The sequence below is a fragment of the Methylobacterium sp. 1A genome (assembly GCF_058072805.1).
The window spans coordinates 3,402,877-3,427,768 of record NZ_JBYQVE010000001.1; the positions used below are offsets into that span (position 1 = coordinate 3,402,877).

The window sequence follows — 24,892 nt, forward strand, 5'->3', positions numbered from 1 at the left end:
TCAGCGCATCATCTCAGAGTTTGGTGACCCAGCAAAGGGGGTTGATAGCCTCAGGTTGCAACCGGATCCGATTCGACAGCGTGACCGGAACCCAGGTGTAGGGCAAAGGTCGAGGGCTTCTACAAGGGCGGAATCAGCCCCCTTGCTCAGACGGTTCGGGGATTGGAAGGGCTGTTTGAGGAGTCGCATATCCGTAGAACGCCGACCCGAGTACAAGGCCCTTTTGAATGTCCGAAACGATCCGCAACCGTGCTCTAGGCGCGCTCATCGGCCTTGCTGTCGGTGATGCCCTGGGGACCACTCTTGAGTTTGAGGCCAGGGACGCGAAGGCACCGGTCTATGACATGGTGGGAGGCGGCACGTTTGATCTGCTCCCGGGACAGTGGACTGACGACACGTCCATGGCCCTATGTCTCGCCAACTCACTGATAGCCTGCGATGGCCTGGACGAACGGGAACTCATGGAACGGTTCTGCCGGTGGTATGAGGCCGGCGAGAACTCCTGCACGGGCGGGTGCTTCGATATCGGCATGACGACCCGGGATGCCTTGGAGCACTTCCGACGCACCGGTGATCCATTGGCCGGTCCGACGGATGCCAGGACCGCGGGGAATGGTTCGATCATGCGCCTCGCTCCGGTGGCCTTGCGCTACTGGGACGATCCCGACGGTCTGAGGGACGTGAGTCGGCGTCAGAGCTACACGACGCACGGTGCTGACGAGGCCGTGGACGCCTGTGATGCCCTGGGGAGGGTGCTGGCCTCACTCATCGCCGGAAAGCCTCTCAGTGACGTTCTCTCAGCATCCTATGGGCCATTCTGTCCTGGCGTTCAGGCCGTCATGAACGGTTCGCATCGAGGGAAGGCACGATCCGCGATCCGATCCTCCGGCTACGTGATCCATACCCTTGAAGCGGCCCTTTGGTGCGTATCCGAGACCAAGACGTTCAGGGATGCCGTGCTTCTGGCGGTGAACCTTGGCGACGATGCCGATACGGTAGGAGCGGTGACCGGGCAGATTGCGGGAGCGGCCTACGGTGTCTCGGCTGTCCCTGAGGAATGGTTCAATCGGCTGTCCTGGAATGATCGTCTAGTAGAGACGGCACAACAGTTATACGAGGCGAGCCTCAAGGCGTGACGATCTCAAAGTCGATGCCCGCGTGATCGTAAGTCGCATTCCATTCGCCACCATCCTGTAAGCGGAAACCGAAGGATAGGGCGTGGTCCAGCCAATCGGTCGCTTCCATCCAGTCGTAAAACTCACCGGTATCCGTGAAGGCCCGGTCGAAAGTCATTTGGAACTGCGCATAGCCTGAGATGGTGGGAAGCGGGCCGTTCTCGAAGCTGCATGATAACAGTTGTATCGATTGAGCACGGATGGCACCCCTAGGATTTAGAAGGCCATTATCGTAATGCTCGGGCTCCGGTTCGATCCTGGCATATAACAGTTGTTCAACCACTTCCTTCACGAACGCCCACTGATCCTGAGACCACGATCTGCTCCTGCCCAGATCCTTCCATAGCTGTTCGCACTCGATGAGAGGAGGCGGAAGGATGGGCGTTGGCTGCTCAGAATGATCTGGCGAGCCGTTCTTGAGCCGAACCATGACAGTGTGGAGGTGCATTGCCAGATTATAGCACCGATCCGCATCAAGGTCTCTGAGCGGTCGTATGACAGTTGTTGATTGGTTGCCCTGACATTCCAGACCACAAAAGATAACGAGTGTGGGGTTGGGAATGACCAAAACAATCTGCCAGGACCGTTTGCGCGGGCCTCGTTGTGGGTCATCCCCGTTCTATTTAGTCGATCTAGACTGCTGAACCGTGTGCGCCTCAGGATCAATCTACGTTCACATAGGGATCATGCAACGAGACAAAAGGACGGCCTGAGGCTTTGCCAATAAATGTTATGGACCTTGGCGCAGAATAGCCATCAGATCGCGTTCACCCCGGTCGGATCAGGCTTTCGAGTGAGGCCGACCGTCTATCAGCCTCAAAGGCGATCCCAAGGGCCATTGTGGATCATTCAGGGGGCAGAGGATGCCCTTATGTAATGCCGCGATCTCTTCCGTCTCGCTATCCTCCTGCACGTGAACGAGATTATCTATGATGGCGTCGTATTGGGCACGGGTCTCCCTTTGGTCCAACAGAATCAGATGGCGGGATAGGATGACAGCCTCTAAGATCGTCGCCATGTATTTTGGTTTGATCCGCTCACCATCGTTCAGATAGTGTTTGATATCGCTCGCCATCTCATCCAGTTCATAGGAGAGACGCCTGTATTCCTTAGCCTTCTCACCGGTCGTCAAGTAGTAGCGACGATCCGCTTCATTGGCCGCTCTAAACAGCGTCATACGTAGAAGGTATGTATAATCGCTATTCGAGCAATGCCCAAAATGGCGGAAGTCTTCTGTTATGTAATCGATATTGAAGTTGATCATGATGTTTGGTGAAAATGGGGTTGAAGATTTTGGTTGGAAGGGGCTAGAAGAATGGTAATGTTCTACCGAAAATCCGGCCCACATCGTCAGCTGGAGCCTCTAAGTTAAAAAATATTTCAACGGCGCTTCATGTAACGCTCCATGTCTCTGAGTCGGTCGTGCGGCGATCTACTCTCTCTTGCAGCAAGTGTAAGAGCCGCGCCTCGTTCGTATGACTCAACGTTGGCGCGCTTTAGTGATTGATTGAGAACGAATAGAGCCTTATTGCTACTACCAAGTTCCCCTGTTGCGGGATCAATGCTATTAATGAACTTCCGATATCGTCCCATAGCCGCCTCAATCAGCGGAGTAGACTCAGAAACCTCCCGTTCAAGCTCTGTAACTGTTATAATCTCCTCAAACTCATCATCGTCGAACCGAGTGCATATCGCATTGTTGATCCATTCGCTGACGCAGATTGGTCGCCGATTCTTCTTGTAGTGGAAGTAGAAGCCTTTTCCGATCTTGGGCTGGCAAGGTAGGTAGAACAGATTCACGATGTTCGGCTTGTTATCGATACCGTGAAGCTTGCGCTCGCCCTTCGGTCGATAACTGTTGTTACCAAGATACCCCGAGTTCTCGATCTTCTGGACAATCTGCCGCCACATAAACTTATAGGTTGACGGAGAAACCAATCCTTCGGTTAAAAATACTACTCTATACCTAGGCGACTCTTCGGTATGATTGAATGAGCTATAGACAATCATCTCTATGTGCGGGAACATTCGACTTAAACGAAGGTGCCTTAGATTTCCTCCATCAATATCGAGATAGATGTGACGCCCAAATAGTGCGTTCTCCACACCCCTGTCCGTATCCACTCCTGGAACTGTTATACATAGGCCGGGCATGATGAGTTGGTTCGCCTCCTTGGTCGGATAGGTCCTTTTGTGCAATCCACTCATATAGATGCCGAAATCCCGAGTGCTCATAGTGATGGGGAATGACATACCTTCGAATGTGCCGTTAACTATAGATCCTTGGTATGTTGTCACAGATTCACTTAAAGTGTTGTAGGAGAACTTGTGACACGACATATGAAATCCGGCTTCTAAGATGCGTTCAGCGCCCAAATCGTGCTTCTCTACCAGTCGATCTTGTTCCTCCTTGTCCCTCAGCCTCTTAGCTCTCTGTCGTTCCATGCTGTTCTCGTATTTCCTGAATGGTCCCGGTTTCTTGGGTTTTCTGTGATCTAAGTTCATTGAATGGACCCGAGAACCAACAAAGACCTGTGATTGCCATTCCGCATTCGGTCGGTCGGACAGAATAACTGTCTTCCTATTTCTGTTATTCGGATCACGGACAGAGATGCGCCCAATGGTCTGCATGGTGTTGTGGAAATCATGCGCGATCTTCTGTTCATGCTTCGAAATGCCGGCCACACCTTCCAAGAACAGACTCTCGGGCGGTGGGAGATTGAATGCCGTAAGCACAACAAGATTATGTAGATGCTGGAAGTCGTTGCGACCATGCGAGCCGTGCGGTAGTTTCAGACCGTTAGGCATTGACCCGAATGGACTGCTAGACTCAAACTCAACATTATCAATCCAGCAGAACGGTTGATTGCCGAGATGCTTTATGGCACCAGCGACAAAGACATTCCTTAGTTCAGGGTGTTGTTCTTGCGTATAGAGCGACCAATTTGTTTCAGAAAGATAATAGAAGTCTATCAGGTCACCGTTTGGCTGCTCTCTGTAACGTAACGTAGACAGGATTTCTTCGTCGTCTTTGAACCTGACGCCGCATCGATCAAACCACTTGAACAACATACTTTCGTTAGCTCTAGCCCCAAGGATCGACACTGACCGGAAGCCCATGAAGACATCAGGCATCAGTAGCGAGAATGTCCTCAAAAACGGCTCATCCGCGCTCCCTCTGAGTAGTCCTTGATGCTGCTCTATGTTCACAAAGGTCTTGAACTTAGAGTCCAATATGTTCAGCGCACACGGTTGAAAGATTGTATCAATAGCATCAATGTTTTGGTTTTCAGCTATTGCGCGTATGGAACCTTTGTCGATGACTGTGATCTCCCCGTAGGATGATCCCTGAGGCACTATTCTAATCGTCTCTGTTAGGCGCGTGTGATTCCGTGGTAGCCGCGCACTGAACGACTTGAACGCCTTAGGAACCTCGTCGATCTTAAGGTGGAACTTGTCTTGGTTGAATAAGCGCGGGAGCCTTACGAAGGATTCCCACGTGGTGATAACTAGGTGCGGGTGATCTGGCGGTCGTCTAAGATGCTCGGATAATCGAAACACTGAGCGGTTCGGATATTTCTCCCCGTTGATGACCTCGACGTGTATGTCCGGCGCAAGTAAAATAATGGCTCTAAGTATCTGATTACTGAGATCGATTGTTGGTAAAGTGAGTATGCAGTTCTCGCCATTCCGTATCAGTTTGATCAGTTGGCGGATGGTTGACTCTGTTTTTCCACTACCCATGGCTGTAGATGATAGTAATACTTCTAACAATGTTTACTTCCTATATTGATTGAGTGCGCGCAAAATGATGGCCCCGCCTAGATCGGAGCATGATGATTGAGCGACAGTTTGGAGAGGGAGCCCCAATCAAGCTTGAGGCTGTGAATATACCCGCCGTAAGTTGGCGCGGCATGCCATCTTATAGACCAATGTTATTAAGTTGTAAACCCTATTCAAGGTACTGTTTAATCAACGCTAGATTTTTGTTTTGAACAACTGTTATTTCTAAATCAGTCAGAAGTCGTAGAGGGCTGTCGATATAACTGTTGTATGCCCCTGCTTCACTGAACCTTGCTGTGGGGATTGTGAGGCGACCGCGGCTTGTTCAGGCTGCGCTGGATCCGAGAAGGCCAGATCGGACGATAGCCATAGGTTACCCTTGACGATCACACCAAACTCTCACACATACGGTCTCTAGGATTATCTTTCTCAAGTCGTCTGCCCTGAGACTACTGGTAATATGACGGTGAAATAGCCGTTCATCGGGGGTTCGATTCACCACGCCTGAACCAGCCCCTATTCGAACAACAGCGAGAACGCCCGGCAGGAGATTAGTTGGTTCTCCCCTGCCGCGCATTCAATCATCAACTATTATTGAAAATCGCGGCAAGTTTATTTGCGACTGTTGTAGGATGGATGTGCGTGTATCTTCTCAGCATTCGATAGTCACGGTGTCCTGATATCATCGCAACTTCGGGAACACTAAGCCCATATTCGAAATGTCTAGAAATACCTTCATGCCGCAGATCATGCCATCGCAGGTTATTGATCCCGGTAGCCTTAAGCAACTCGGCCCACCAAGAACTCAAAGTGTAGTAGTTGATGGGTATGATGGTATCCACGCCATCTCGTCTTTCGATTGATCTTATTATTCCAATTGCTTTTGGTGTGAGTGGAATCGTTCTCGGATAGTCGTTCTTCGTCTTAGGGATGTGAAGTGTAGACTGCTCCAAATCAAGATCTTTCCATTCCGCTCTGAGAAGCTCGCCTTTCCTCATTGCAGTTTCGACGGCCAACTCGATGATATATCGCATCGATCGTAAGCCCCTGCGGCCATCAGTTTCAACGATTCGGTCCCATTTGTCTTTTGAGATACGTCGCTCTCTACTGTTTCGAATCTTCGGTTTCCGTACAGATTTGAAGGCATTAGCAGTCAGACTGACGCCCCATTCGCTTTGGGCAATAGTCAAACAGTGCGAACCAATACATAGCTCTCTTACAACCGTGGCAGGCTTAACAATCGTCAGTCTTTTATCTCTGTAGCGAGCGACATCTCCTTCGGTTAGATCGTTGATCTTTATGTTGTACAGGTCTGATCTTTGAAATCGTCTAAGTATCGAACACTCCCTCCTATACCAATGCCTTTTCGATAGAACCTCGACGTAGTACCGTTCAAGTAAGGTTCCAAAGGTCTCTTTGCTGAATGGCGCCTGGTTTCGCGCTACTGGATTGCGATATCTGTCGGACTCGGTAGCTCTAGACCATGTTATTGCTTCCGATTTCGTTCGAAATGTTCGTGTTATCGACTGAGTTCCTTTCACACGTATTTGGACTTGGAACTTCCCATTCCTTTTCCTGATGGTAGCCATCTTGATCCTCAATGTGCCCGAAGTTGTGCCCAAACGCGCGGATCAGGGTTTTCCGATAGAGATCGATGGTTCTTGGTCGACAGTTAAGCCATTGTTTTACAACGATTTTACCATCGACTGGAGTGGATTGGATGCATAGCAGCGCGATTGCCTAGTGTGGACCTAGTATCGCAGCGTACATGCTCACCCGGGCCGGGATCGACGAAGCGCGGATCTGGCGCGTCGAGGGCGCCGCGGACCGGACGCCGCGCAACGCCGCGGATCCGAAGGCTCCGGAGAACCGGCGGATCGAGATTCTCCTGCAGGGATCTCCAGGATGAAGGTGTCCCGGACCGGGCGGATCGTGGCGGCCGCCCTCGGCCTGCTCATCGCGGGGAGGGCCGCCCCCGTCGCCGCGGAACCGGCGGGCGGCCCTCCCGCCGCCCCGGCCGCAGAGCCGCAGGCGCCGACGGGCGATCCGGTGCAGTGGGTGCGCACGCTCCAGTTGCTGCAGGATCGGGTCGCCGCCGGCTCCCGGGCCGCCCACGAGAGCCAGCCGCTGCTGATCGCCCGGATCAACGCGGATCTCCTGGCCGTCCCGCCCGAGATCTGGGGCCGCCGGAGCAATATCCGGGCCGCGATCACGTTCGCCCTCAGCGGCGGCGGTCCTTCCGTCCTGCGCCGGCTGACGGCGCAGGACGGCCTCGGCGAGCCCGAAGCGACGCTCGCGCGCGGGGCGCTCGCCTATGTCGAGGGGCGGGAGGCCGAGGCGCGGCGCCTGCTCCAGGACGTCGACACGACGGATCTGCCGCCGACGCTCGCGGGCGCCATCGGCCTGACGCAGGCGTCGCTCGCCGTGCCCGACCAGCCGATCCGGGCGATCGCCCTGCTCGACCGCGTCCGGGTGCTGCTGCCGGGCACGCTGACCGAGGAGGGCGCCCTGCGCCGCGAGATCTTCACCCTCGGTCAGATCGGCGACCTGAAGACGTTCGAGGCGCTGGCGATCCAGTACCTGCGCCGCTTCCCGCACTCGATCTACGCGGGCAACTTCCGGCAGCGACTGGCCTATCAGCTGACGCAGTTCGATATCGGCCACGACGCGGAGCGCTTCGCGACCCTCAACAGGATCCTGGACGAGCTCGGTCCCGAGAGCCGGCGCGACCTGTATCTGGTGGTCGCCCAGACGGCGATCCAGGCGGGTCAGACGGCCGCGGCGCTCCGCGCCAGCGAGAAGGCCCTCGCGCTGTGCGCGCCCGGAAGCGCGGAGGCGACCCGGGGCCAGCTCTACCGGGCTGCCGCCGAGATCGTGAGCCTGGCGACGTTCCAGTCCGGGTCGCGGACGCTGAGATCGCTCGACAGGGCCAAGCTCACGGCCCGCGACCTGCCCCTCCTCGAGACGGCCCTGTCGACCGCCGAGGCGATCGGACGCGGGCTCGCCGGCCGGCCCGGCCTGCCGGAGGCCGACGCCGCCGCGAAGCCGGCGCGGGCGGCGCCGGATCCCGCCGACGGGCCCGCGAGCCTGATCCCGAAGGCGCAGGCCACGATCGACCGGATCGATCTGATGCTCAGCAAGGCGACCCCGTGAACACGATCTCCACCGCGGTCCAGAAACCCGTCCCCAAACCCGATCGGGATGTCGCACCGTCCCCGCATCCGGCGGCCGACCTTCAGGCGCGGCCGGATCCGGCGGTGCGGGGCGCCTTCGACCTGGTCCTGCGCGCGGTCTCGGGGGGAACGCCCGCCGCCCGACCCGAGACCGACGGGGGTGAGATGGACGAACCGGAGGGCGCGACCGGGGAGGATCGGCGGCCCGAAGCCGGCGCATCGCCCGCGCCGCCGCCGTCACCGGGCGATCCCGGCAGCGCCGCCGCGGCGCTCGCCGAGATCCTGAGCGCCGCCGTCCTGTCGGCCCGTCCGGAACTGCCCGCGGGCCACGGGACCGGTGCTCCGGGACCGGCCCCATCCGCCGCATCCCCGGCGGGCCCCGACGCGGCCCCGGAGATCAGCCTCGTGGGAAATCTCGAGGCGGCCCGCGCGGACGCGTCGCCGCGCGCCGGGCCGAGCCCGGGCACCCTGCTGCAGGGCGGCCCCCCGCAGGTCGAGGTCCTCGACCGGGCGGTTCACTTCAAGCCCATCCTGCCCGAGGCGGCCCGCCACGCCCTCCCGGCCGCCGCAGCGGCAACGTCCGCGTTGCCGGCCGTCCCGAACGCGGCGGACGCTCAGCCTCGACCCGTCCGCCCCGGACCGGTGGCTCCGGCCGTCGCCGGGCCCGATCCCGCTCCGATCGCGCCGGCCGCCCAGATCGCCGCCCAGATTGCCGCGCAAGTCGCCACCCAGATTGCCGCGCATGTCGCCACCCAGATCGCCGGGACGGTCGCCGGGAAGGTGAACGCAGCGCCGCCGAAGGCGACGGTCGCCCTCGCGACCGATCCCGAGCCTCGAGCCGGCGATGCGTCGGCCCGCGCTGATGCGTCGGCCCGCACCGCGACGGGGATCGATGGGCCGGGGGGGCTCACGGCACGCGAGGACAACCGTTCCCGCTCCGGCATCGCCGGACTCCTCCTCGCCCCCACCGGCCGGCAGGGGCCGCCGGGCGTCCCCATCCCGGGTCCCGGCAACGGATCCGGGACCGAGCCGGCCCAACTCGCCGCCGTCCTGCCGACGATCGCGGCGGCCATCACGGAGGAGATCGAGCGCGCGACCGCGGCCGGACCGGAGCGTCGCGTCGGCGCCGATCCGGCGATCCCCGCGGCTCAGGACGGGCCGCTCCGGGTGCTCAAGATCCAGCTCCGGCCGGAGAGCCTCGGGATCGTCACGGTGGAATTGCGGCTCGTCGACGGTCAGCTCGAGACCCATCTGCGCGCCGCGCGTCCCGAGACGGCGGCGATGCTGCAGCGGGATTCGGCGATCCTCACCGAACTGCTCAAGCACGCGCATTACCGGCCCGAGATCATTGTCGAGCCGGTTCGCCCCGGCGACGCCGGGTTCTCCGCGGGAGGATCACCGTCCCAGGGCCAATCCGGGCTCACCGACGGCGGCGCCCGGCCGGGTCACGGCGGGGACGGGCAGCGGCAGGCAGACCAGCGCGCGGCGCAGCGGCCGACGCTCGGCAGGCGCGACGGGGAGCGGACAGATGAGACGGTACGTCCTCGCGACGGCGGCGTTTATCTGTAGCGCCGCCCCGGTCGCCGGGACCGTGTGCGAGGCCGAGATGAGCCGTGCCGCGGCCCGTTACGGCGTGCCCCTCGGCGTGCTCTACGCGGTCGGCCTCACGGAGACGGGTAAGCGCGGCTCGCTCCAGCCCTACGCCATGAACATCGAAGGGGCGGCCTATTTCGCGACCGGGCCCCAGGACGTGCTGGCCCACTTCGCCGCGGCGCGCCGCCGGGGCGCGCGCCTGATCGATCTCGGCTGCATGCAGATCAACCACCACTATCACGGCGAAAAGTTCGCCTCGGTCGAGGCCATGATCGACCCGCGCGCGAACGTGGACTACGCGACGCAATTTCTCCGGGATCTGAAGCGGCGGGAAGGCAGCTGGACGATGGCCGTGGCGCGCTATCATGCCGGCCCGCACAACAACGCCGCGCAGAAGATCTACATCTGCCGGGTCGTGGCCAACATGGTCGCCACGGGCTTCGGCCAGTGGACGCCGGCCGCGGCGCATTTCTGCCGGTGATCGTCCCGGCCGGGGCGGAAGAATGCGGACCGGGCCCGGTCAGGGAACCAACCGAAGGACCGGGCCCTTTCGGCAGAGGCCCCGTCACCGGCCCGGAGGAGCCGCATGACCGACGCCCCAGACCCGCCGGAAGGACCGCCCGGGAAAACGGCGCTGCTGGTGGTCCTCACCCTCACGGCCGTTGCCGCCGCCGCGTACGTCCTGATCCACATGGACTAGGTTGCCCGGCGACGCACCTACAGGGTCCGACAATTCCCGTAGCTGACCTTGACGTCGTTGCGCTCCTCGGGATTGAGCTGCGCCTCGACGAAGTTCATCTTGTTGAGGTCGATCAGAAGGAAGTAGACGCCGTTCTGACACTTGATCGCGTTGCGCGGCGTGCGCTCGTTCAGCCGCGGTGAGGCCGTCTGGCACTCGTAATAGTCGGAGCGCCCGGCCGAGATCACGGTCAGCAGGCCGCCGCTGGAGACCAGCGAGAATGTCCGGGCCTTCTGGGATTGCGGTTTGGCGCCTTCGGGTGCGGCGACATCGAGACTGGTCGACGCCTCCACCGTACACGTCATCGGACGGCGCAGCTGGGGGACCGCGGGCGTGATGCTCAGCAGGAGGAGCGCACCAGCGAGCGCTACCCGTTCGGCGATCATCGGCGAGGGATCCGTGATTCGTGGGTAGTTTCTACCCAGAAGCTAGACCGTTATCCATCCTTGTAAATGCCGCCTGCTCGGATCCATGGGCCGATCAACAGATTTGCCGCCCGCTCCATTGCATCGCGCCAAGGATTACGGGCCAGGCCGGCCCTTCCGCCGGGACCCGATCCGACCGGAATGCCGGCGAAGCGCGCTCTAATCCTCCAGGGCGTCCGGATTGTCGTTGGCGGCCGGATCGGGATCGCGCCGCGCCGCGATCTCCGTACCGATCTCCATGAGCAGCAATCGGGACAGGAGCTGCATCGTCGCCGTGCCGTGCGCGACCACGAGTTGATGGGCCAGGATCGTCGTCTCCACCATGCGGTCAAAACCGTCGTCGTCGGACATGGCGGTGCAGTAACCTGGTTGAATGCCGAGCATACAACTTAAAGGTAAGGATCCGGTTCGACCGCCCGCGCAGAAACAGGATTTCCCATGATCCCGACCATCCAGGCCGACGCGCTCCTGGGGAGACTGGCCGAGGCCCTGGGGAGCCCGGTCGAGATCTTCTTCGCCGAATGCGCGCCGGCGACCGGGCGCACATCCGGGGACGCGTCGCCGGATTGCGACGCGCTGCCGACGCTGGAGCTGCTCCGTCTGTGGGAATCGCTGCGGGAGCCGGTGCGCCGGGAGCGGGTGCTGGCCGCCGCCCGGCAGGAGGCCCGAACCCTGCGGGCGAGCCGCGCGGAGGACGCGGCGGCCGGCTGACCGGAGCTCACCGCGCGCAGATCCGGGACGCGGCTGTCGGATCGGGCCGTCTCGATCAGGGGCCCGCGGCGGGCGGCGCGGGTACGGCCGCGAAGGTCAGGGCCGTCGCGGGCAGGGCGGGCGTGGCCGGCCTGTCCTGCTGAGCCGGCTTCTCCAGCTTGGCCGTTCGCCTGTCGCGCTTCTCGTAGAAGGCGTTGCCGCCGGCGACGGCCACGTAGTGCATGTTCGTGTAGGGGAAGCGGTGGCCCGCGGTGTGGAAGAACATCGCCTTCCCGACCTTCGGGTGCCGCTCGCCGGCCAGGACGGCGTCGGCGGCGTCGGCGACCTTCTGCAGGTCCTTCTCCTGCATCGGCTTGGTGAGGACGCCCGGCGCGAACTGGCCCGGCTGCCCGACCACCGCGCAGATGCCGCCCGGGAAGATCGCGTTCTCGAGCCGGTTCATCACGACCGTGCCGACGGCGACCAGCCCGTCGCTGTCGCTCCTGTTCGACTCGAAGTACATGGCGCGGCCCAGACAATCGCGCTCGGCGTCGCTGACGACCATCGGCGGCTTGCGGTCGGGGATCGATCCCGTCGTGAGCACCGGCGACGCGGTGTTGCAGGCCCCCAGGCCGCCGGCCGCCGCCAGAACGATCAGTGCAGGACCGACCTTCGTCCTCTCGCTACCCCGCATGCATCCGCGCTCCGTGCTCCTCCAGCCTGACCAGCCGGGCGGTGTTCCGCTCCGACCGGACGAAGGCCAAGCTTGACGGCACGTTCGCGGCGAGGATGTGGCGAGGCTGTCCCGTTTCGGGACCGGACCGGGAGCCTCAGTGCTGGCCCTGACCCGCGGCCAGGACGGTCACGCCCAGGGCGATCACCCCGATGCCCACCAGCATCGTCGGGTTGAGCGCCTCGCCGTACAGCCACGCGCCGCCGAGCGCCGCGCCGATCATGCCGATCCCCGACCAGATCGCGTAGACCACGCCGATCGGCAGCATGTCCATGCTGGTCGACATCAGCCACAGGGCGGTGCCGTAACCGAGCGCCACGATCACCGTCGGCCCCGGGCGGGTGAGGCCGTCGGCGGCCTTCAGCGCCAGGGTGGCGGTCACCTCCGCGCCGATGGCGAGCCCGAGGATCAGGTACGGATTCATGGCACGGCGGACTTTCGGGCTGCGCGGGCTGGGTGAGTCGGGCGGTCGAGGCGTGTAGAACCAGGTTCGAATCGGACGCCCGCGCGGACGGGGCGGCGCTGGGCCGGCCCGGATCCGCGTCGAAACGGCCGCGGGACGTCGGCGGCCGCCGGACACAAGGCCACAGATCCGTGAACATTTCCGAACCGGCGGCTCGCCGCTTCGCGGGCGACGGACCGGCCCGGCGCCGGGGCCGATTGGGGCTTTCGTTAAGGCCTGCTGATCATGGTGACCGCGCGCCGTCCCGCCCCGGGGCCGGCCGCGCGACAGCGACGATCCAGAGCGACACAGATCCAGCATGACCGCGTCCTTGGCGATCCCGGATTCTCCGGCCCGCGCGCGCCGGGGCCGCCGCTGGGGCGCGATCGCCGCGGCGGGCGGCGCCGCGATCGCGGGCTGCGCCTGGACCGCGGCCGCGCTGATCAACGTCCCCGATCCCGTCACCCTGACGGCGCTCGCGGTCATCGAGCCGTCGTCGGTGGGCACGTGGTTCCCGAGCCGGATCGTCCAGGCCCCGGCCCGGGCGAGCGACCTGCCGGCGCGGCCGCGCCCGATCCTCGACCGCGTCCCCTGGAAGGGGAAGACGGTCCCGCTGATGACGGTGCTGGAGGCGACCCACACCAACGCGTTCCTGGTGCTGCAGGACGGCGTCCTGATCCACGAGTGGCAGCGCGCGGGCACCGGACCGGAGACGCTGTTCCCCTCGTGGTCGGTGGCGAAGTCCATCGTCTCGCTGCTGGTCGGCGCCGCGGTGGCGCGGGGTCAGCTCGCCGAGACCGACCGGGTCTCCACCCTCCTGCCCGAGCTGCGGAACGGCGCGGTCTTCGGCCAGATCACCGTGCGCAACCTCCTCGACATGGCGAGCGGCATCGCCGTGCCGGAGAACTACGACCCCCGGCATCCCCTGACCGGCACCGCCGGCATGTACCTGACGCGCGATCTCACGGCCTTCGTGCGCGACAACGCCCACCTGGCGTTCAAGCCCGGCACCAAGGGCCGCTACCGCAGCATCGACACCGAGCTGCTCGGCCTGATCCTCGCCCGGGTCGAGGGCAAGCCGCTGGCCGACATCCTCTCGGAGCGGATCTGGAAGCCGATGGGCGCCCAGGCCGACGCCACCTGGAACCTCGACCGGCCCGGCGGCATCGAGAAGGCGTTCTGCTGCATCAACGCGACGGCCCGCGACTTCGCCCGCCTCGGCCTTCTGGTGGCCGACCAGGGCCGGTCGGGCGATCACCGCATCATCCCGGGCCGCTGGATCGAGCGGATCATGACGCCGGCCCGGCGCGACGTCGACGGCTGGCAGTACTCGGCCCAGTGGTGGCACGCCCCGGGCGGCGAGGACGACGACATCTCGGCGATCGGCGTCTACGGCCAGTACATCTACGTGAACCGCGCGACCGGCACGGTGATCGTGAAGCTCAGCGACCACGGCGCCGAGCAGGACGAGGTCGACACGCTGGCGGTGATGCAGGCCATCGCGGGCGACCTCGCCGCCGGCCGCCCCGCCGCCCGCAAGGACCCCTGAGCGGGCGACCGCGGTCCCGAGTCCCGATCGGGCCGGGATCAGGTCGGGATCAGGCTTCTGTCGGGCCGGCTCCCGGCACGGAGGGATGCCGGGCGATCGGGCTCAGGGGCGCGAGGTCCCGCGCCCGCCAGTTGCGCAGGAGCCGCCAGCCGACCCGCTTCCAGGCGATCGACGGCACCGGCGAGGCCGGATCCACGAGGGCGCTCAGCGCCCGCGTGTAATCGAGCACGAGGCCCGGGGTCCAGGTCATGGACCGCGCCCCGTTGCGCAGGAAGGCCGCCGCCCAGAACTCCGGCGTGGTCAGCGCCGCCGCGAGCCGCCGCCAGGGATGCCCGCCGCGGCTGAACGCGCCCTCCACGGCGATGTCCAGCGCCCGCGCCACCGTGGTGGAGCAGTTGCGGCTGATGAAGTTGTAGGTGGTGTCGCGGCTGTACTGCGCCCAGAACGCCCGCAGCCGGGCGGCGTCGATGCCGTTCAGCGTCACCGCCACCGTCGCGGGGCACCAGTCCGCCACCTCCGCGGCGTGCGAGGGCAGGAAGCGCCCGGGCACGTCGTTCTCCGGGCCCGCGCGCAGGCTCGAGCGCAGGTTGGCGGGGGAGCGGTCGATCTCCACCGCGGGGTAGTGGCTGACGTAGAGGTCGTCGCCCTGCTGCAGGGCCGCGTGGCCGGTGGAGAAGCGCCCGGCCTTGTCGACGGAGGCGACGTAGCGCCGGATCAGCCGCTGGCCGGCGGGGGTGGTCGCCTGCCCGGTGGGCGTCCAGACATAGACCGTCAGGCTGCCGGGCTCGTCGCCGCCGACCGACACGACCGACACGGCCGGCTCGGCGGTGCCCAGGCGCCGGGTGCGCAGCCCGACCAGCGCGAGGTTGGCGCCGTTCAGGATCAGGAACATGCCGATGCAGTAGCCGACCGTGCCGGCGTACCAGGTCGGCCAGGGCTGGAGATGGAACAGGCCGAAGGCGATGCTGAGGCCGCCGAGGGCGACCGACATCCGCCAGCCAGCGAATTTCAGCAGGCCGGCGATCGTGATCCGGACGAGGCCGTCGACCACGAAGGCGACGCCGAAGATCATGGCGAGCAGGAAGGTGCTGTGCTTCGTGGCCATCATGATCAGCACGGCCATGACCGACAGCAGCGCGCCCTTGGCGAGGCGCAGGCGGCGCGCGGCGCCGATCGCGGACGCGCCGACGAGGAGGGAACTCACGCCCTCGGCCAGGAGGATCAGGCCGAACCACCGGTCCGGGACGTGGAGCGCACCGTCGAGGGAATCGATCACCACCAGGAGGCCGAGCGACGACCACAGCAGGCCGGTGGCGGCGATGAGGTGCCAGTGACGGCGGACCGCGGCCCGGCCGACGAGCAGCATCCAGAGGGGCGGCATCCGGCCGCCGACCGCGTCCGCGGCGCCCGGTCCGGGCGCTTCGAGCGCGGAGAGCGCGCGCGGGATAGTGGTCGCACAGGGTCCGGACATAGGGGTCGCCCTCGATAGCGCGCGTCGACGGGCCTCTCGCACGGATGCCGCCGTGCCGTCACGGCCGGAACGAGGCTCCCGACGCGCGAGCGTTTCGCGACGCGCCCGGCGCGCACGATCCACGCCTTGCCTGAGAACTTTGTTAATCGCGGCCCGGTCGCGGCGCCAGCGCCCGCGGAGAGGCCGTGGAGAAGCGCCACGGCCCCCGGGATCCCGTCGCGCGCCGCCCGACCGATGGTCAGCAGGGACGCGGGCCGCGGTCCGATCGACCCGTAACCGGGCGGCATCCGCGATCCGTCCCTGTCTCCGCCGCTGATTCGCGCCCCTACAGCCCGTCATCGTGCGGCCGTTCGCAGTCATCGCGGACAGCCTCCCAGACCGGAGGCCGAAACTGCGCACTGTTTGCGAGACGCCGCTGGCCTGGCAACCTCATGTTGCCTCGCAAGAACAGAAAATGTTCAAAGAACATCCTAAGATAAAGTATAGACAAAATAGACAGTTTTTGTATAGTTACGCGCCAATCTTGGCACACTCGAAGCAATTCGGCGCATGCTTGGGCGGTAAAATCTGATCCTAGCCTCAGCTTTATCGATGCGCCGGTTTTCATGCCTCGAATTTCGGTACTGGGGGATTCATGAACACCATCGATCTGAACGAAAAGACCTCGGACCTGAACACAGACCTGATCAAGTGCACGGCATCACTGGTCGCGGCCTACGTGTCTCGGAATGCGGTGGGCGTGGGCGACCTGCCGGTTCTGATCGACCAGGTGCACACGGCCATATCGGTGCTGCAGGGCGGCGGCTCGGGATCCGGTCCCGGCTGGACCGGCCCGACGGCGGCGCAGATCGAGGCTTCGATCCAGCAGGACGGCCTGATCAGCTTCATCGACGGCCGGTCCTACAAGACCCTGAAGCGTCACCTCACGGCGCACGGCCTCACGCCGGAGCGTTACCGGGCGAAGTACGGCCTGCCGGCCGACTACCCGATGGTGGCCCCGGGCTACGCCGCCAAGCGCTCGGAGATCGCCAAGGCGATCCAGCTCGGACACAAGGCGGCCTGAGGCGGCCAGGCCCGCACCGCCCTGGATCGGCGGCCCCGTCCGGGCCGCCGCGGGACACGGGCGCGGGAATGCCTGACGGCGGATCGCCCGATCCGCCCGTCCCGGTCTCCGCGCTGGGGTCGGGGGCCCCGGGGGGGGGGCCAGCGCGGAGACCGACCCCGATGACCCGGTGGGGCGGGGCAGGGCGGATCCCGCGAGCGCCCGTCGGCCGCGCGGGCCGCTCAGACCCGGGCGACCGCCAGGGTCCCGTCATCGATGGGGACGAACCGGACGCCCGCCCGGCGCAGCGCCTCGACCGCGTGCAGGCGGGACCGGCTTCCCCGATGCTCGCTGTCCTCTTCCAGACGCCGCACGGTGGAATGCGACAGGCCGCTCGCCTGAGCGAGCTCCATCATCGACCAGTCGAGGAGCGCCCGCGCGGCCCGCAGGTGGTGGCCGCTCACGGAATGCTCCAGCCCCTCGTGCAGGCCGCCGGGGGGCGGGGCGTGGTTGCGGACGGGGTATTTGAGCCCGCAGCGCCCCAGATAGGTCCCGTCCGGATCCCAGACGGGCATCGTGAGGATCCGGAAGTGCCAGAGCTCACCGTTGGCGAGGCGCTCGTGGGCGCCCCCCTGGAAGAACGCCCGCCGCTCGATCTGCTCCAGGGCCGCTGCCCGGAAGCCCGCGCGCTCCTCGGGAACGATCAGGATATACGGCTCGGCGCAGATCTCCTCCAGCGGGAGCCCGTGGACCTGGGCGACGGCGAACGGGATGTCCCGGACGCGGTCGAGCCCCATCGAGAAGGTCGTGATGTGCTCCGTGAGGTAGAGCGCGCTCTGCCGGCGGCGCTCTTCCTGCCGCAGGCGCGCCAGCTGTTCGCGGTCGCTCACGTCGAGCGCCGTGCCGCTGAGGGCGACGGGCCGCCCCTCCGCCGAGACGCGCACCTCCATCGTCAGCGAGAGCGTGCGCACCGTGCCGTTCGTCCGGATCACCCGGACGATGACCTCGCGGGGCACGTGCCCCTGCCGGATGTCCGCCAGCGCCGGCATGAGAGGCCGGTCCTCGGGATGGATCAGGCTCAGCAACAGGTCGTAGCGCGCCTTCGCGGCGTTCGGAACGAGCCCGAGCAGCCGGTAGAACCCGGGCGACCAGACCTGCTCCTCGCCCGCGAAGATCCAGCTCCAGGCCCCACTCACGCCCCGACTTTCCGTGAGAGTCAGGAACTCTCCCGACGAGAAAGTCAGAGCGCTTAAAGCAGTATGGAACATCTCAGCACCGTTCGAACCGTATCACCGTTCCCGCCGTTCGGCCACGAGAATTTTTTCGGCACAACACTTCACCATTCATCCGGAATTTCTTCAGATCCGGCACGTATCTCCATCGAGATGGCGCCCGCGATCGACAAACATCTTGCATCGACATTCCAGCCCGAGGCGATTTGTTCCCGATCGAACGGATTCGTTCCTGCCGCGCCGTGAACGGAGGTTTCCGGGATCCTCGACCGCATCCCGCCCCTCCGCGCGTTCGGCACACACCGTCACGACAGCAACGCGACCGGATCTCGCTCGACAATGACCCCTGTCGCGAAGGAGCTTCTCTGACCTTCGGTGTTTAAGAATGGTGATTTTCCGCTCCGGCATTGAATCGAACTTCATAAAAGCGCGACCTCGAGATTCTATGACGAGTCATGCACGCATATTACAGATTTTATTGGGGATCCTATTGATTGTATATCATGCACAATCGGTCATAGTGCGAATATTACAATACGTTTGCCAAATTATCGATATGCACATCCCACGAAATCGAACGACTGGCGCGCTGATCCTTGGATCGTCGAGGCTCCTCAGACGGGCGCGCGACGGGGCCACGCGAGCGCGGCCGGCGCGGCGAGGTCGGGACCGGTGGCGATTGACAGGCCGGGCCGTACAATGCGGGGACACGGGGTCGCGCACCGGGAGGAACCGCATGAGGGTCGCCTGCATCGGCGAGTGCATGGTCGAACTGTCCGAACGCCCGGACGGGAATCTGGTCCGGGCGTTCGGCGGCGACACGCTGAACACCGCGCTCTACCTCGCGCGCCTCGGCGTCGCGGTGGACTACGTGACCGCGCTGGGCGACGACATCTGGAGCGACGAGATGGCGGCGGCCTGGGGCCGCGAGGGCATCGGCCTCGACCGGGTCCGGCGCCTGCAGGGCCGGATGCCGGGCCTCTACATCATCCGCACGGATGCCGACGGCGAGCGCAGCTTCCACTACTGGCGCGACCGGGCCGCCGCCCGGGACCTCTTCACCGAGCCGGGCGCCGCCGAGACGGAGGCGGAGCTGGAGCGCTACGACCTCGTCTACCTGTCCGGCATCAGCCTGTCGCTCTACGGCGAGACCGGGCGCGCCGCCCTGTTCGAGACGCTGTCGCGCCTGCGGGAGCGGGGCGGGCAGGTCGCCTTCGACACCAATTACCGTCCCCGCGGCTGGCCCGACCGGGACGAGGCCTGGGCGGCCTTCCGCGCGGCCCTGGACCTGGCCGACGTGATCTTCGCCTCGGCCGAGGATCTGGACTGGCTGTTCGGCGCTGCGGGCGAGGACGAGGTGCTGCGCCACCGCGGCCGGGCCGAGATCGTGCTCAAGACCTCGGACGGATCCGGCCCCGTCGCCCGGGTGCTGCACGGCCGGGCCGACACCGCGGTGCCGGCCGGGCGGGCCGCGCGGGTCGTCGACACGACGGCGGCGGGCGACAGTTTCGCGGCGGGCTACCTCGCGGCGCGCATCGCCGGGCTGGCACCGGAAGCCGCCGCCGCCGAGGCGCACCGCCTGGCCGGGGCGGTGATCGGGCATCGCGGCGCCGTGATTCCCCGGGACGCGATGCCGGTCCCCGCCGCCCGACCGCCGGGTGCGGACGCCTGAGGGAGGCGGGGCCGCCCTTGAGGCGGACAAGCGCAACCGCTACCTCTCTGCCAGCGGGGGACGGCCCCGCAGCGTCATCGCCGCGCGTGGTGCGGCCGAGAGGGCACCCGTGGCGCCGATTCCCCCGCCGATCCAGGTTCCCGAGCCCGACGCCGCGGCGGGCGGCGGCACCCCGAAGACGCGGGTCAGCGCGCGCGGCCGGCTGCGCACCTATTTCCTCACCGGCATCATCGTCGCCGGCCCGCTCGCCATCACGGCCTACATCACGTGGTGGTTCATCGCGCTGATCGATTCGTTCGTGAAGCCGCTGGTCCCGGCGAGCTACCTGCCGGACCACTACCTGCCGTTCTCGATCCCGGGCCTCGGCCTGGTGATCGCGTTCCTGGCGGTGACCCTGCTAGGCTTCCTCACGGCGAACCTCGTCGGACGCTCGGTGATCGAGTTCGGCGAGGTCCTGCTGGCGCGGACCCCCGTGATCTCCGGCCTCTACAAGGGCCTGCGGCAGATCTTCGAGACGCTGTTCTCGGCCAACGGCACCTCGTTCCGCACGGTGGGGCTCGTGGAGTTCCCCGTGAAGGGCACGTGGTCGGTGGTGTTCCTGTCCGCCCCGGCGGCCCACGAGGTCGAGGGGGCGCTGCGGGCCCGGGGGGCGCCGGCGGACGACCTCGTCGGCGTCTTCCTGCCCTGCGCGCCCAACCCGACCACGGGCTTCTTCTTCTACCTGCCGCGCGCGGAGGTGGTGGAGCTCGCCATCAGCGTCGACGACGCCGCCAAGCTGGTGATGTCGGCCGGGGTGATCCAGCCGGAGGACCCGCAGGGCCGCCTCAACGCCATGGCGGCCACCTTGCGGACGGCCCAGCAGGCCGGCGGACCGCTGCCCCGCCGGGAGCCGCAGGACGCGTGATGCGGCGCCCGGTCGCCGGCTTCGTCGCCGTCTCGGCGGCCTGAGCCACCCCGTGTCGCGCCACGGTGCAGGATGTCCCGCTGCCCCGGGTCGCTGCGCTGCGCTCGCGATGACGGCAGCGTCGACCGGAACCGTCGAAGCGGGGACGACCTCCGGTCCGCTCAAGGGGCCGTCCCCGAGGCGCCGGCGCGCGATCCAGGCCTCCTGCGCGCCGATCTCACCGCTCCTCGGCTTGCGGGAGACCGTGGGATTGGCGGCCATCGTCCACGAGAAAGGCCGCCCCGCGCGCGCGGGACGGCCCTGAAATGATCAGACTGCTATCGGCTCAGCGCTGCAGCGAGGCGGTCTGCGGCGCGATGGTCGGCGGCGTCGCCTGCGCGACCGTCACGGCGCTGCGGGGCGCCGTCGGGCCCCAGCCGGAGGCGCATTGCAGGGTGAGGGCGAGGCCCAGCGCGATGCAGAGCCCGTTGGCGGCCAGCCAGAAGGGCCGGGACGCCCGACGCACGGCGGCCTGCAGCTCGTCCGCGGTCTTGCCCGCCGCCTCGGCGGCGCGATCCGAGATCGGCAGGAGCCAGGGCTCGGTCGGCAGGGCGTGGGCACCGGCCATCTCGTGGGAGCCCGGCAGGCCTTGGAACAGTCCGTTCGACATGTCCGTCCTCCAGATTCGTCCGTGATGTCCCGGCTTACCGGGCCATTCGTTCATCTCCAGTTAAGGGAAGAATATGGCTGATGCAAGGTCACGAGGCCTGTCCGGAGCCTCCCGGACCGCCCGTACGGCGCCGCCAAGCTTCCGCGCGATCCCGTCAAACCTCTGAAACGAAACACTTTTCCAGAGAGCCTGTGACATCGGCGCATCGGAGTACCGATCCGGTCGCGCGGCGGCGATTCCGGATCCGGCCGTTCAGGAAGGCCGGACTTTCCTGAACGAATCCGTTCAGGAAACCGTTCATCCGGCCCCGATCAGCCGGATCGCGGCCTCCCGCTCGAACAGGTAGAGCAGCACCCGCAGCGCCTGTCCCCGCGGGCTCTTGAGGCCGGGATCGCGCTCCACGATCATCCGCGCGTCGTCGCGGGCGGCCTCCAGCAGGGCGGCGTCGCTCTCCAGCCGCGCCAGCCGGAACGCCGCCATGCCGGATTGGCGGGTGCCGAGCACCTCGCCCTCGCCGCGCAGCTTCAGGTCGGCCTCGGCGATGCGGAAGCCGTCCTCGCTCGCGCGCATCATCTCCAGCCGGGCCCGGGACACCTGCCCGAGGGGCCCCCGGTAGAGCAGCAGGCACGAGGAGGCCTTCGAGCCGCGCCCGACCCGGCCGCGGAGCTGGTGCAGCTGCGCCAGCCCGAAGCGCTCCGCGTGCTCGATCACCATGATGGTGGCCTCGGGCACGTCGACTCCGACCTCCACCACCGTGGTCGAGACCAGGAGCTTGGTCTCCCCGGCGGCGAACCGCGCCATGGCGGCGTCCTTCTCGGGGCCGGGCATCTTGCCGTGGATCAGCCCGACCGCGTCGCCGAAGTGCTTCCGCAGATCGTCGAAGCGCTCGGCCGCGGCGGCGAGGTCGACGAACTCCGATTCCTCCACAAGGGGGCAGATCCAGTAGACCCGCTCGCCCCCGGCGATCGCCCGGGCGAGGCCGGCCACGACCTCGTCGATCCGCTCGGTCGGCAAGGTGATCGTCCGGATCGGCTGGCGGCCGGCGGGCTTCTCGTCGAGGATCGAGACGTCCATGTCGCCGAAGAAGGTCAGCGCCAGGGTGCGGGGGATCGGCGTCGCGGTCATGACCAGGAAGTCCACCGCCTCGCCCTTGGCGCCGAGCGCGAGGCGCTGGTGGACGCCGAACCGGTGCTGCTCGTCCACCACCGCGAGGCCGAGGTCGCGGAACGTCACCGCCTCCTGGAACAGGGCGTGGGTGCCGACGAGGATGTCGATCTCGCCCGCGGCGAGGTCGGCCAGCGTGCTTTTCCGCTCCGCGGCCCGGTCGCGGCCGGTCATCAGGCGCAGGCGTAAGGAGCCGGCCAGCGGCCTCAGCCGCTCGAAATGCTGCCGCGCCAGGATCTCGGTGGGCGCCATCAGGGCGGCCTGACGCCCGGCCTCGACCGCCGAGGCCATGGCGAGCAGGGCCACCGCGGTCTTGCCCGAGCCGACATCGCCCTGGAGCAGGCGCAGCATCCGCCGGGGCGCCGCGAGGTCGGCGCGGATCTCCGCCACCGCCCGGCCTTGCGCGCCGGTCAGCGCGAAGGGGAGGGCGGCCTCGAGGCGCCCGCTCAGGGCGCCGTCGCCGGCATTGACCCGGCCGGCCTTGCGCCGCTGGCGGGCGCGCAGGAGCGCCAGCGCCAGCTGCGAGGCGAGGAGCTCGTCGTAGGCGAGCCGCTTCCGGGACGGCGTCGCGGGCGGCGGCTGGAGCGGGTCCTCGGCCTTCGGCGGCGCCTCCTCGGGGCGGTGCTCGAGGCGGAGCGCGTCCGCGAAGGCGGGCAGGCGGTTCCGCTCCAGCCAGGCCGGGTCCTGCCATTCCGGCAGGACCGGCAGCCGGTCGAGGGCCGCGACCGCGAGCTTGTTGATCGCCCGGGAGGTCAGCCCCTCGGTGGCGCCGTAGACCGGCTCGACGGCGGGGAGTTCCGCGAGGCCCGCCTCGTCCACGATCCGCGACGGGTGGACCATCTGGCGGGTGCCGTCCCAGAGGTCGATCCGGCCGGTGATGTAGCGGTGCGACCCGAGCGGCAGCATCTTCTCCACCCGGGCGCGGGGCATGCCGAAGAAGACCAGGGAGATGTCGCCGGAGGCATCCTCCACCAGCACCCGGTGCGGGCGCCGGCCGGGCCCGGCCTGGGCCGGGCGGTGCGCCACCACGGTGACGCCGATCGTCACCGGCTCGCCGGTGGGGGCCTCGCTGATCGAGCCCATGAGCTTCCGCGCCACGCCGCCCTGGGGCAGGTGGAACAGCAGGTCAACGACCCGGGCCTCGCGCTCGGGGGTGCCGAGCAGCTTCTCGATGAGCGGCGCCATCTTCGGCCCGATCCCCGGCAGGGCGCGGGCCGGCGCGAAGAGCGGGTCGAGGATGCTGGGCCGCAGAGGTGGGACGACGGCAGGCGCGGGGGCGGCCTCCGCCGCCGGCGCCTCGGCCGCGTCGGAATCGTTCAAGGCCGGGTCCTGAGTCGCGCGTGCATCTGTCATGGCGGTTCGGCGGACATGGTGCCGGAGGCGCCTTATCATCCGGTGCATCCCGGCGCGCCAGTGCGGCAGGATGGAGACCGACCCCGGAGACCGAATCCATGGCCCGCGACTTCCTGCCGGGTTTCGACCGGCACCGGATCGAGACCGCGCCCGGCGTGACGATCAACGCCCGCTCGGCCGGGTCCGGGCCGCCGGTGCTGCTCCTGCACGGCCACCCGCAGACCCTGTCGACCTGGCTCCACGTCGCGCCGCGCCTCGCCGAGCGGCACGCCGTGGTGGCGATGGACCTGCGCGGCTACGGCGATTCGGCCAAGCCCCCGGGCGGCGAGCGCCACGTCGCCTATTCCAAGCGCGCCATGGCGGCCGACGCGGTGGCGGTGATGCGGGCGCTCGGCCACGAAAGGTTCGCGGTGGTCGGCCACGATCGGGGCGGGCGCGTCGCCCACCGCCTCGCCCTGGATCATGCGCAGGCCGTGGAGCGGATCGCCGTGTTCGACATCGCGCCGACCGCGACCATGTACGCGCGCACCGACAAGGATTTCGCCACACGCTATTTCTGGTGGTTCTTCTTCATCCAGCCCTATCCCCTCCCGGAGACGCTGATCGGGGCCGACCCGGAATACTTCCTGCGCCACCACGTCGAGGGCCAGTCGAAGACCCCCGGCTCGACCCCGCCGGAGCTCTTCGCCGAGTACCTGCGCTGCTATTCCGACCCGGCCTGCCGCCACGCGATCTGCGAGGATTACCGGGCGGCCGCCGGGATCGACCTGGAGCACGACGCGGCCGATGCCGAGGCCCGGATCACCGCGCCGCTGCTGGCGCTCTGGGGCGCGAAGGGCGTGGTCGGCCGGACCTACGACGTGCTGGAGACGTGGCGCGAGAAGGCGACCGACGTCTCGGGCCGGGCGCTGGATTGCGGTCACACCCTCCAGGAGGAGCGGCCGGACGCGGTTCTCTCGGAGCTTGCGGCGTTCCTGGGTTGACGGGCTGCGGCGCCGTGGCCCCGCGTCGCCGGTCTTGGCAGATCCGCTGAAAAGCGCAGATACGAGACGTGCCGGGCTCGCGAACAGCGTCCCCGGTTGATGACTTCGACACCTCCGTCA

Annotated in this window: 23 protein-coding genes; 10 read left to right on the forward strand and 13 right to left on the reverse strand. The window is 66.1% G+C overall.

The genetic code is table 11. From position 1 onward, the window contains the following. The first annotated feature begins 227 nt into the window (after positions 1–227). Complete coding sequence (locus tag ACX9MN_RS16585) at positions 228–1,136, forward strand: ADP-ribosylglycohydrolase family protein (RefSeq protein WP_489724946.1); 909 nt, start codon at positions 228–230, stop codon at positions 1,134–1,136. Here ACX9MN_RS16585 and ACX9MN_RS16590 read toward each other — a convergent pair. From ACX9MN_RS16590 to ACX9MN_RS16605, 4 genes are all read right to left on the reverse strand, one after another. Beyond that, the gene (locus ACX9MN_RS16590) at positions 1,126–1,467 is read right to left on the reverse strand and encodes a hypothetical protein (protein ID WP_489724947.1); all 342 of its coding nucleotides are present in this window, start codon (positions 1,465–1,467) and stop codon (positions 1,126–1,128) included. The two genes, ACX9MN_RS16585 and ACX9MN_RS16590, sit on opposite strands and share 11 nt — an antisense overlap. A gap of 489 nt (positions 1,468–1,956) precedes the next feature. Beyond that, a complete protein-coding gene (locus ACX9MN_RS16595) occupies positions 1,957–2,439 on the reverse strand; it encodes a hypothetical protein (protein ID WP_489724948.1) in 483 nt (160 codons plus the stop codon). A gap of 116 nt (positions 2,440–2,555) precedes the next feature. Continuing rightward, on the reverse strand, positions 2,556–4,532 hold the full coding sequence (locus ACX9MN_RS16600; protein WP_489724949.1) for a hypothetical protein: 1,977 nt from the start codon (positions 4,530–4,532) through the stop codon (positions 2,556–2,558). Between the two features lie 1,010 nt (positions 4,533–5,542). Further along, entirely contained in the window at positions 5,543–6,547 is a 1,005-nt protein-coding gene (locus ACX9MN_RS16605; RefSeq protein ID WP_489724950.1) for a tyrosine-type recombinase/integrase, read from the reverse strand. Positions 6,548–6,863: 316 nt separating this feature from the next. On the opposite strand from ACX9MN_RS16605, the gene ACX9MN_RS16610 reads away from it, so the two are divergent. Genes ACX9MN_RS16610 through ACX9MN_RS16620 form a run of 3 tightly spaced genes read left to right on the forward strand, consistent with a single transcriptional unit; the run spans position 6,864 to position 10,205 of the window. Further along, a complete protein-coding gene (locus ACX9MN_RS16610; RefSeq protein WP_489724951.1) occupies positions 6,864–8,111 on the forward strand; it encodes a chemotaxis protein in 1,248 nt (415 codons plus the stop codon). Then, on the forward strand, positions 8,108–9,700 hold the full coding sequence (locus tag ACX9MN_RS16615) for a flagellar hook-length control protein FliK (protein ID WP_489724952.1): 1,593 nt from the start codon (positions 8,108–8,110) through the stop codon (positions 9,698–9,700). The genes ACX9MN_RS16610 and ACX9MN_RS16615 overlap by 4 nt, the downstream gene beginning before the upstream one ends. Beyond that, entirely contained in the window at positions 9,660–10,205 is a 546-nt protein-coding gene (locus ACX9MN_RS16620; RefSeq protein WP_132367638.1) for a transglycosylase SLT domain-containing protein, read from the forward strand. Before ACX9MN_RS16615 ends, ACX9MN_RS16620 begins: the two co-directional genes overlap by 41 nt. Before the next feature lie 236 nt (positions 10,206–10,441). Here ACX9MN_RS16620 and ACX9MN_RS16625 read toward each other — a convergent pair whose 3' ends face one another. Continuing rightward, positions 10,442–10,849, reverse strand: a complete 408-nt coding sequence (locus tag ACX9MN_RS16625) for a hypothetical protein (RefSeq protein WP_042670689.1) — start codon at positions 10,847–10,849, stop codon at positions 10,442–10,444. 198 nt (positions 10,850–11,047) lie between these two features. After that, the gene (locus ACX9MN_RS16630; RefSeq protein ID WP_489724953.1) at positions 11,048–11,239 is read right to left on the reverse strand and encodes a hypothetical protein; all 192 of its coding nucleotides are present in this window, start codon (positions 11,237–11,239) and stop codon (positions 11,048–11,050) included. An 87-nt stretch (positions 11,240–11,326) separates the two neighbouring features. Between ACX9MN_RS16630 and ACX9MN_RS16635 the strand changes: the two genes are divergently transcribed. After that, complete coding sequence (locus ACX9MN_RS16635) at positions 11,327–11,599, forward strand: hypothetical protein (RefSeq protein WP_489724954.1); 273 nt, start codon at positions 11,327–11,329, stop codon at positions 11,597–11,599. Positions 11,600–11,654: 55 nt separating this feature from the next. On the opposite strand, the gene ACX9MN_RS16640 is transcribed toward ACX9MN_RS16635, so the two are convergent. Together ACX9MN_RS16640 and ACX9MN_RS16645 are read right to left on the reverse strand one after the other, a co-directional pair. Further along, entirely contained in the window at positions 11,655–12,272 is a 618-nt protein-coding gene (locus ACX9MN_RS16640; RefSeq protein ID WP_331298492.1) for a cell wall hydrolase, read from the reverse strand. Positions 12,273–12,408: 136 nt separating this feature from the next. Continuing rightward, positions 12,409–12,735, reverse strand: a complete 327-nt coding sequence (locus ACX9MN_RS16645) for a DMT family transporter (RefSeq protein ID WP_020093265.1) — start codon at positions 12,733–12,735, stop codon at positions 12,409–12,411. A gap of 337 nt (positions 12,736–13,072) precedes the next feature. Here ACX9MN_RS16645 and ACX9MN_RS16650 point away from each other — a divergent pair, with 337 nt between their 5' ends. Further along, positions 13,073–14,302: a serine hydrolase domain-containing protein gene (locus tag ACX9MN_RS16650; protein ID WP_020093266.1), complete on the forward strand. Its 1,230-nt coding sequence runs from the start codon at positions 13,073–13,075 to the stop codon at positions 14,300–14,302. A gap of 49 nt (positions 14,303–14,351) precedes the next feature. On the opposite strand, the gene ACX9MN_RS16655 is transcribed toward ACX9MN_RS16650, so the two are convergent. Further along, positions 14,352–15,773, reverse strand: a complete 1,422-nt coding sequence (locus ACX9MN_RS16655) for an HdeD family acid-resistance protein (RefSeq protein ID WP_489724955.1) — start codon at positions 15,771–15,773, stop codon at positions 14,352–14,354. Between the two features lie 634 nt (positions 15,774–16,407). Between ACX9MN_RS16655 and ACX9MN_RS16660 the strand changes: the two genes are divergently transcribed. Beyond that, complete coding sequence (locus ACX9MN_RS16660) at positions 16,408–16,836, forward strand: Ros/MucR family transcriptional regulator (protein ID WP_020093268.1); 429 nt, start codon at positions 16,408–16,410, stop codon at positions 16,834–16,836. Between the two features lie 221 nt (positions 16,837–17,057). On the opposite strand, the gene ACX9MN_RS16665 is transcribed toward ACX9MN_RS16660, so the two are convergent. Continuing rightward, on the reverse strand, positions 17,058–18,011 hold the full coding sequence (locus ACX9MN_RS16665; protein WP_244491817.1) for a PAS domain-containing protein: 954 nt from the start codon (positions 18,009–18,011) through the stop codon (positions 17,058–17,060). Between the two features lie 140 nt (positions 18,012–18,151). Continuing rightward, positions 18,152–18,322: a hypothetical protein gene (locus tag ACX9MN_RS16670; protein WP_489724956.1), complete on the reverse strand. Its 171-nt coding sequence runs from the start codon at positions 18,320–18,322 to the stop codon at positions 18,152–18,154. Positions 18,323–18,783: 461 nt separating this feature from the next. On the opposite strand from ACX9MN_RS16670, the gene ACX9MN_RS16675 reads away from it, so the two are divergent. Both ACX9MN_RS16675 and ACX9MN_RS16680 read left to right on the forward strand, forming a co-directional pair. Further along, complete coding sequence (locus tag ACX9MN_RS16675; RefSeq protein WP_489724957.1) at positions 18,784–19,719, forward strand: sugar kinase; 936 nt, start codon at positions 18,784–18,786, stop codon at positions 19,717–19,719. Positions 19,720–19,828: 109 nt separating this feature from the next. Further along, complete coding sequence (locus ACX9MN_RS16680) at positions 19,829–20,623, forward strand: DUF502 domain-containing protein (protein WP_042672775.1); 795 nt, start codon at positions 19,829–19,831, stop codon at positions 20,621–20,623. A gap of 325 nt (positions 20,624–20,948) precedes the next feature. Here ACX9MN_RS16680 and ACX9MN_RS16685 read toward each other — a convergent pair whose 3' ends face one another. Both ACX9MN_RS16685 and recG read right to left on the reverse strand, forming a co-directional pair. After that, entirely contained in the window at positions 20,949–21,272 is a 324-nt protein-coding gene (locus tag ACX9MN_RS16685) for a hypothetical protein (RefSeq protein ID WP_012318646.1), read from the reverse strand. A 297-nt stretch (positions 21,273–21,569) separates the two neighbouring features. Then, positions 21,570–23,789 (reverse strand): ATP-dependent DNA helicase RecG, encoded by a 2,220-nt coding sequence (gene recG / locus ACX9MN_RS16690; RefSeq protein ID WP_489724958.1) that lies wholly within the window; start codon positions 23,787–23,789, stop codon positions 21,570–21,572. A 98-nt stretch (positions 23,790–23,887) separates the two neighbouring features. On the opposite strand from recG, the gene ACX9MN_RS16695 reads away from it, so the two are divergent. Beyond that, positions 23,888–24,772, forward strand: coding sequence for an alpha/beta fold hydrolase (locus ACX9MN_RS16695; RefSeq protein WP_091677531.1), 885 nt, complete (start codon positions 23,888–23,890; stop codon positions 24,770–24,772). The last annotated feature ends 120 nt before the right edge of the window (positions 24,773–24,892 follow it).

Coding starts and splice junctions, on each gene's coding strand:
- ACX9MN_RS16585 (WP_489724946.1), top strand. CDS start 228: ATGTCCGAAACGATCCGCAACCGTGCTCTAGGCGCGCTCATCGGCCTT.
- ACX9MN_RS16595 (WP_489724948.1), bottom strand. CDS start 2,439: ATGATCAACTTCAATATCGATTACATAACAGAAGACTTCCGCCATTTT.
- ACX9MN_RS16605 (WP_489724950.1), bottom strand. CDS start 6,547: ATGGCTACCATCAGGAAAAGGAATGGGAAGTTCCAAGTCCAAATACGT.
- ACX9MN_RS16610 (WP_489724951.1), top strand. CDS start 6,864: ATGAAGGTGTCCCGGACCGGGCGGATCGTGGCGGCCGCCCTCGGCCTG.
- ACX9MN_RS16620 (WP_132367638.1), top strand. CDS start 9,660: ATGAGACGGTACGTCCTCGCGACGGCGGCGTTTATCTGTAGCGCCGCC.
- ACX9MN_RS16625 (WP_042670689.1), bottom strand. CDS start 10,849: ATGATCGCCGAACGGGTAGCGCTCGCTGGTGCGCTCCTCCTGCTGAGC.
- ACX9MN_RS16630 (WP_489724953.1), bottom strand. CDS start 11,239: ATGTCCGACGACGACGGTTTTGACCGCATGGTGGAGACGACGATCCTG.
- ACX9MN_RS16635 (WP_489724954.1), top strand. CDS start 11,327: ATGATCCCGACCATCCAGGCCGACGCGCTCCTGGGGAGACTGGCCGAG.
- ACX9MN_RS16640 (WP_331298492.1), bottom strand. CDS start 12,272: ATGCGGGGTAGCGAGAGGACGAAGGTCGGTCCTGCACTGATCGTTCTG.
- ACX9MN_RS16645 (WP_020093265.1), bottom strand. CDS start 12,735: ATGAATCCGTACCTGATCCTCGGGCTCGCCATCGGCGCGGAGGTGACC.
- ACX9MN_RS16650 (WP_020093266.1), top strand. CDS start 13,073: ATGACCGCGTCCTTGGCGATCCCGGATTCTCCGGCCCGCGCGCGCCGG.
- ACX9MN_RS16655 (WP_489724955.1), bottom strand. CDS start 15,773: ATGTCCGGACCCTGTGCGACCACTATCCCGCGCGCGCTCTCCGCGCTC.
- ACX9MN_RS16660 (WP_020093268.1), top strand. CDS start 16,408: ATGAACACCATCGATCTGAACGAAAAGACCTCGGACCTGAACACAGAC.
- ACX9MN_RS16670 (WP_489724956.1), bottom strand. CDS start 18,322: ATGCGGTCGAGGATCCCGGAAACCTCCGTTCACGGCGCGGCAGGAACG.
- ACX9MN_RS16675 (WP_489724957.1), top strand. CDS start 18,784: ATGAGGGTCGCCTGCATCGGCGAGTGCATGGTCGAACTGTCCGAACGC.
- ACX9MN_RS16685 (WP_012318646.1), bottom strand. CDS start 21,272: ATGTCGAACGGACTGTTCCAAGGCCTGCCGGGCTCCCACGAGATGGCC.
- recG (WP_489724958.1), bottom strand. CDS start 23,789: ATGACAGATGCACGCGCGACTCAGGACCCGGCCTTGAACGATTCCGAC.
- ACX9MN_RS16695 (WP_091677531.1), top strand. CDS start 23,888: ATGGCCCGCGACTTCCTGCCGGGTTTCGACCGGCACCGGATCGAGACC.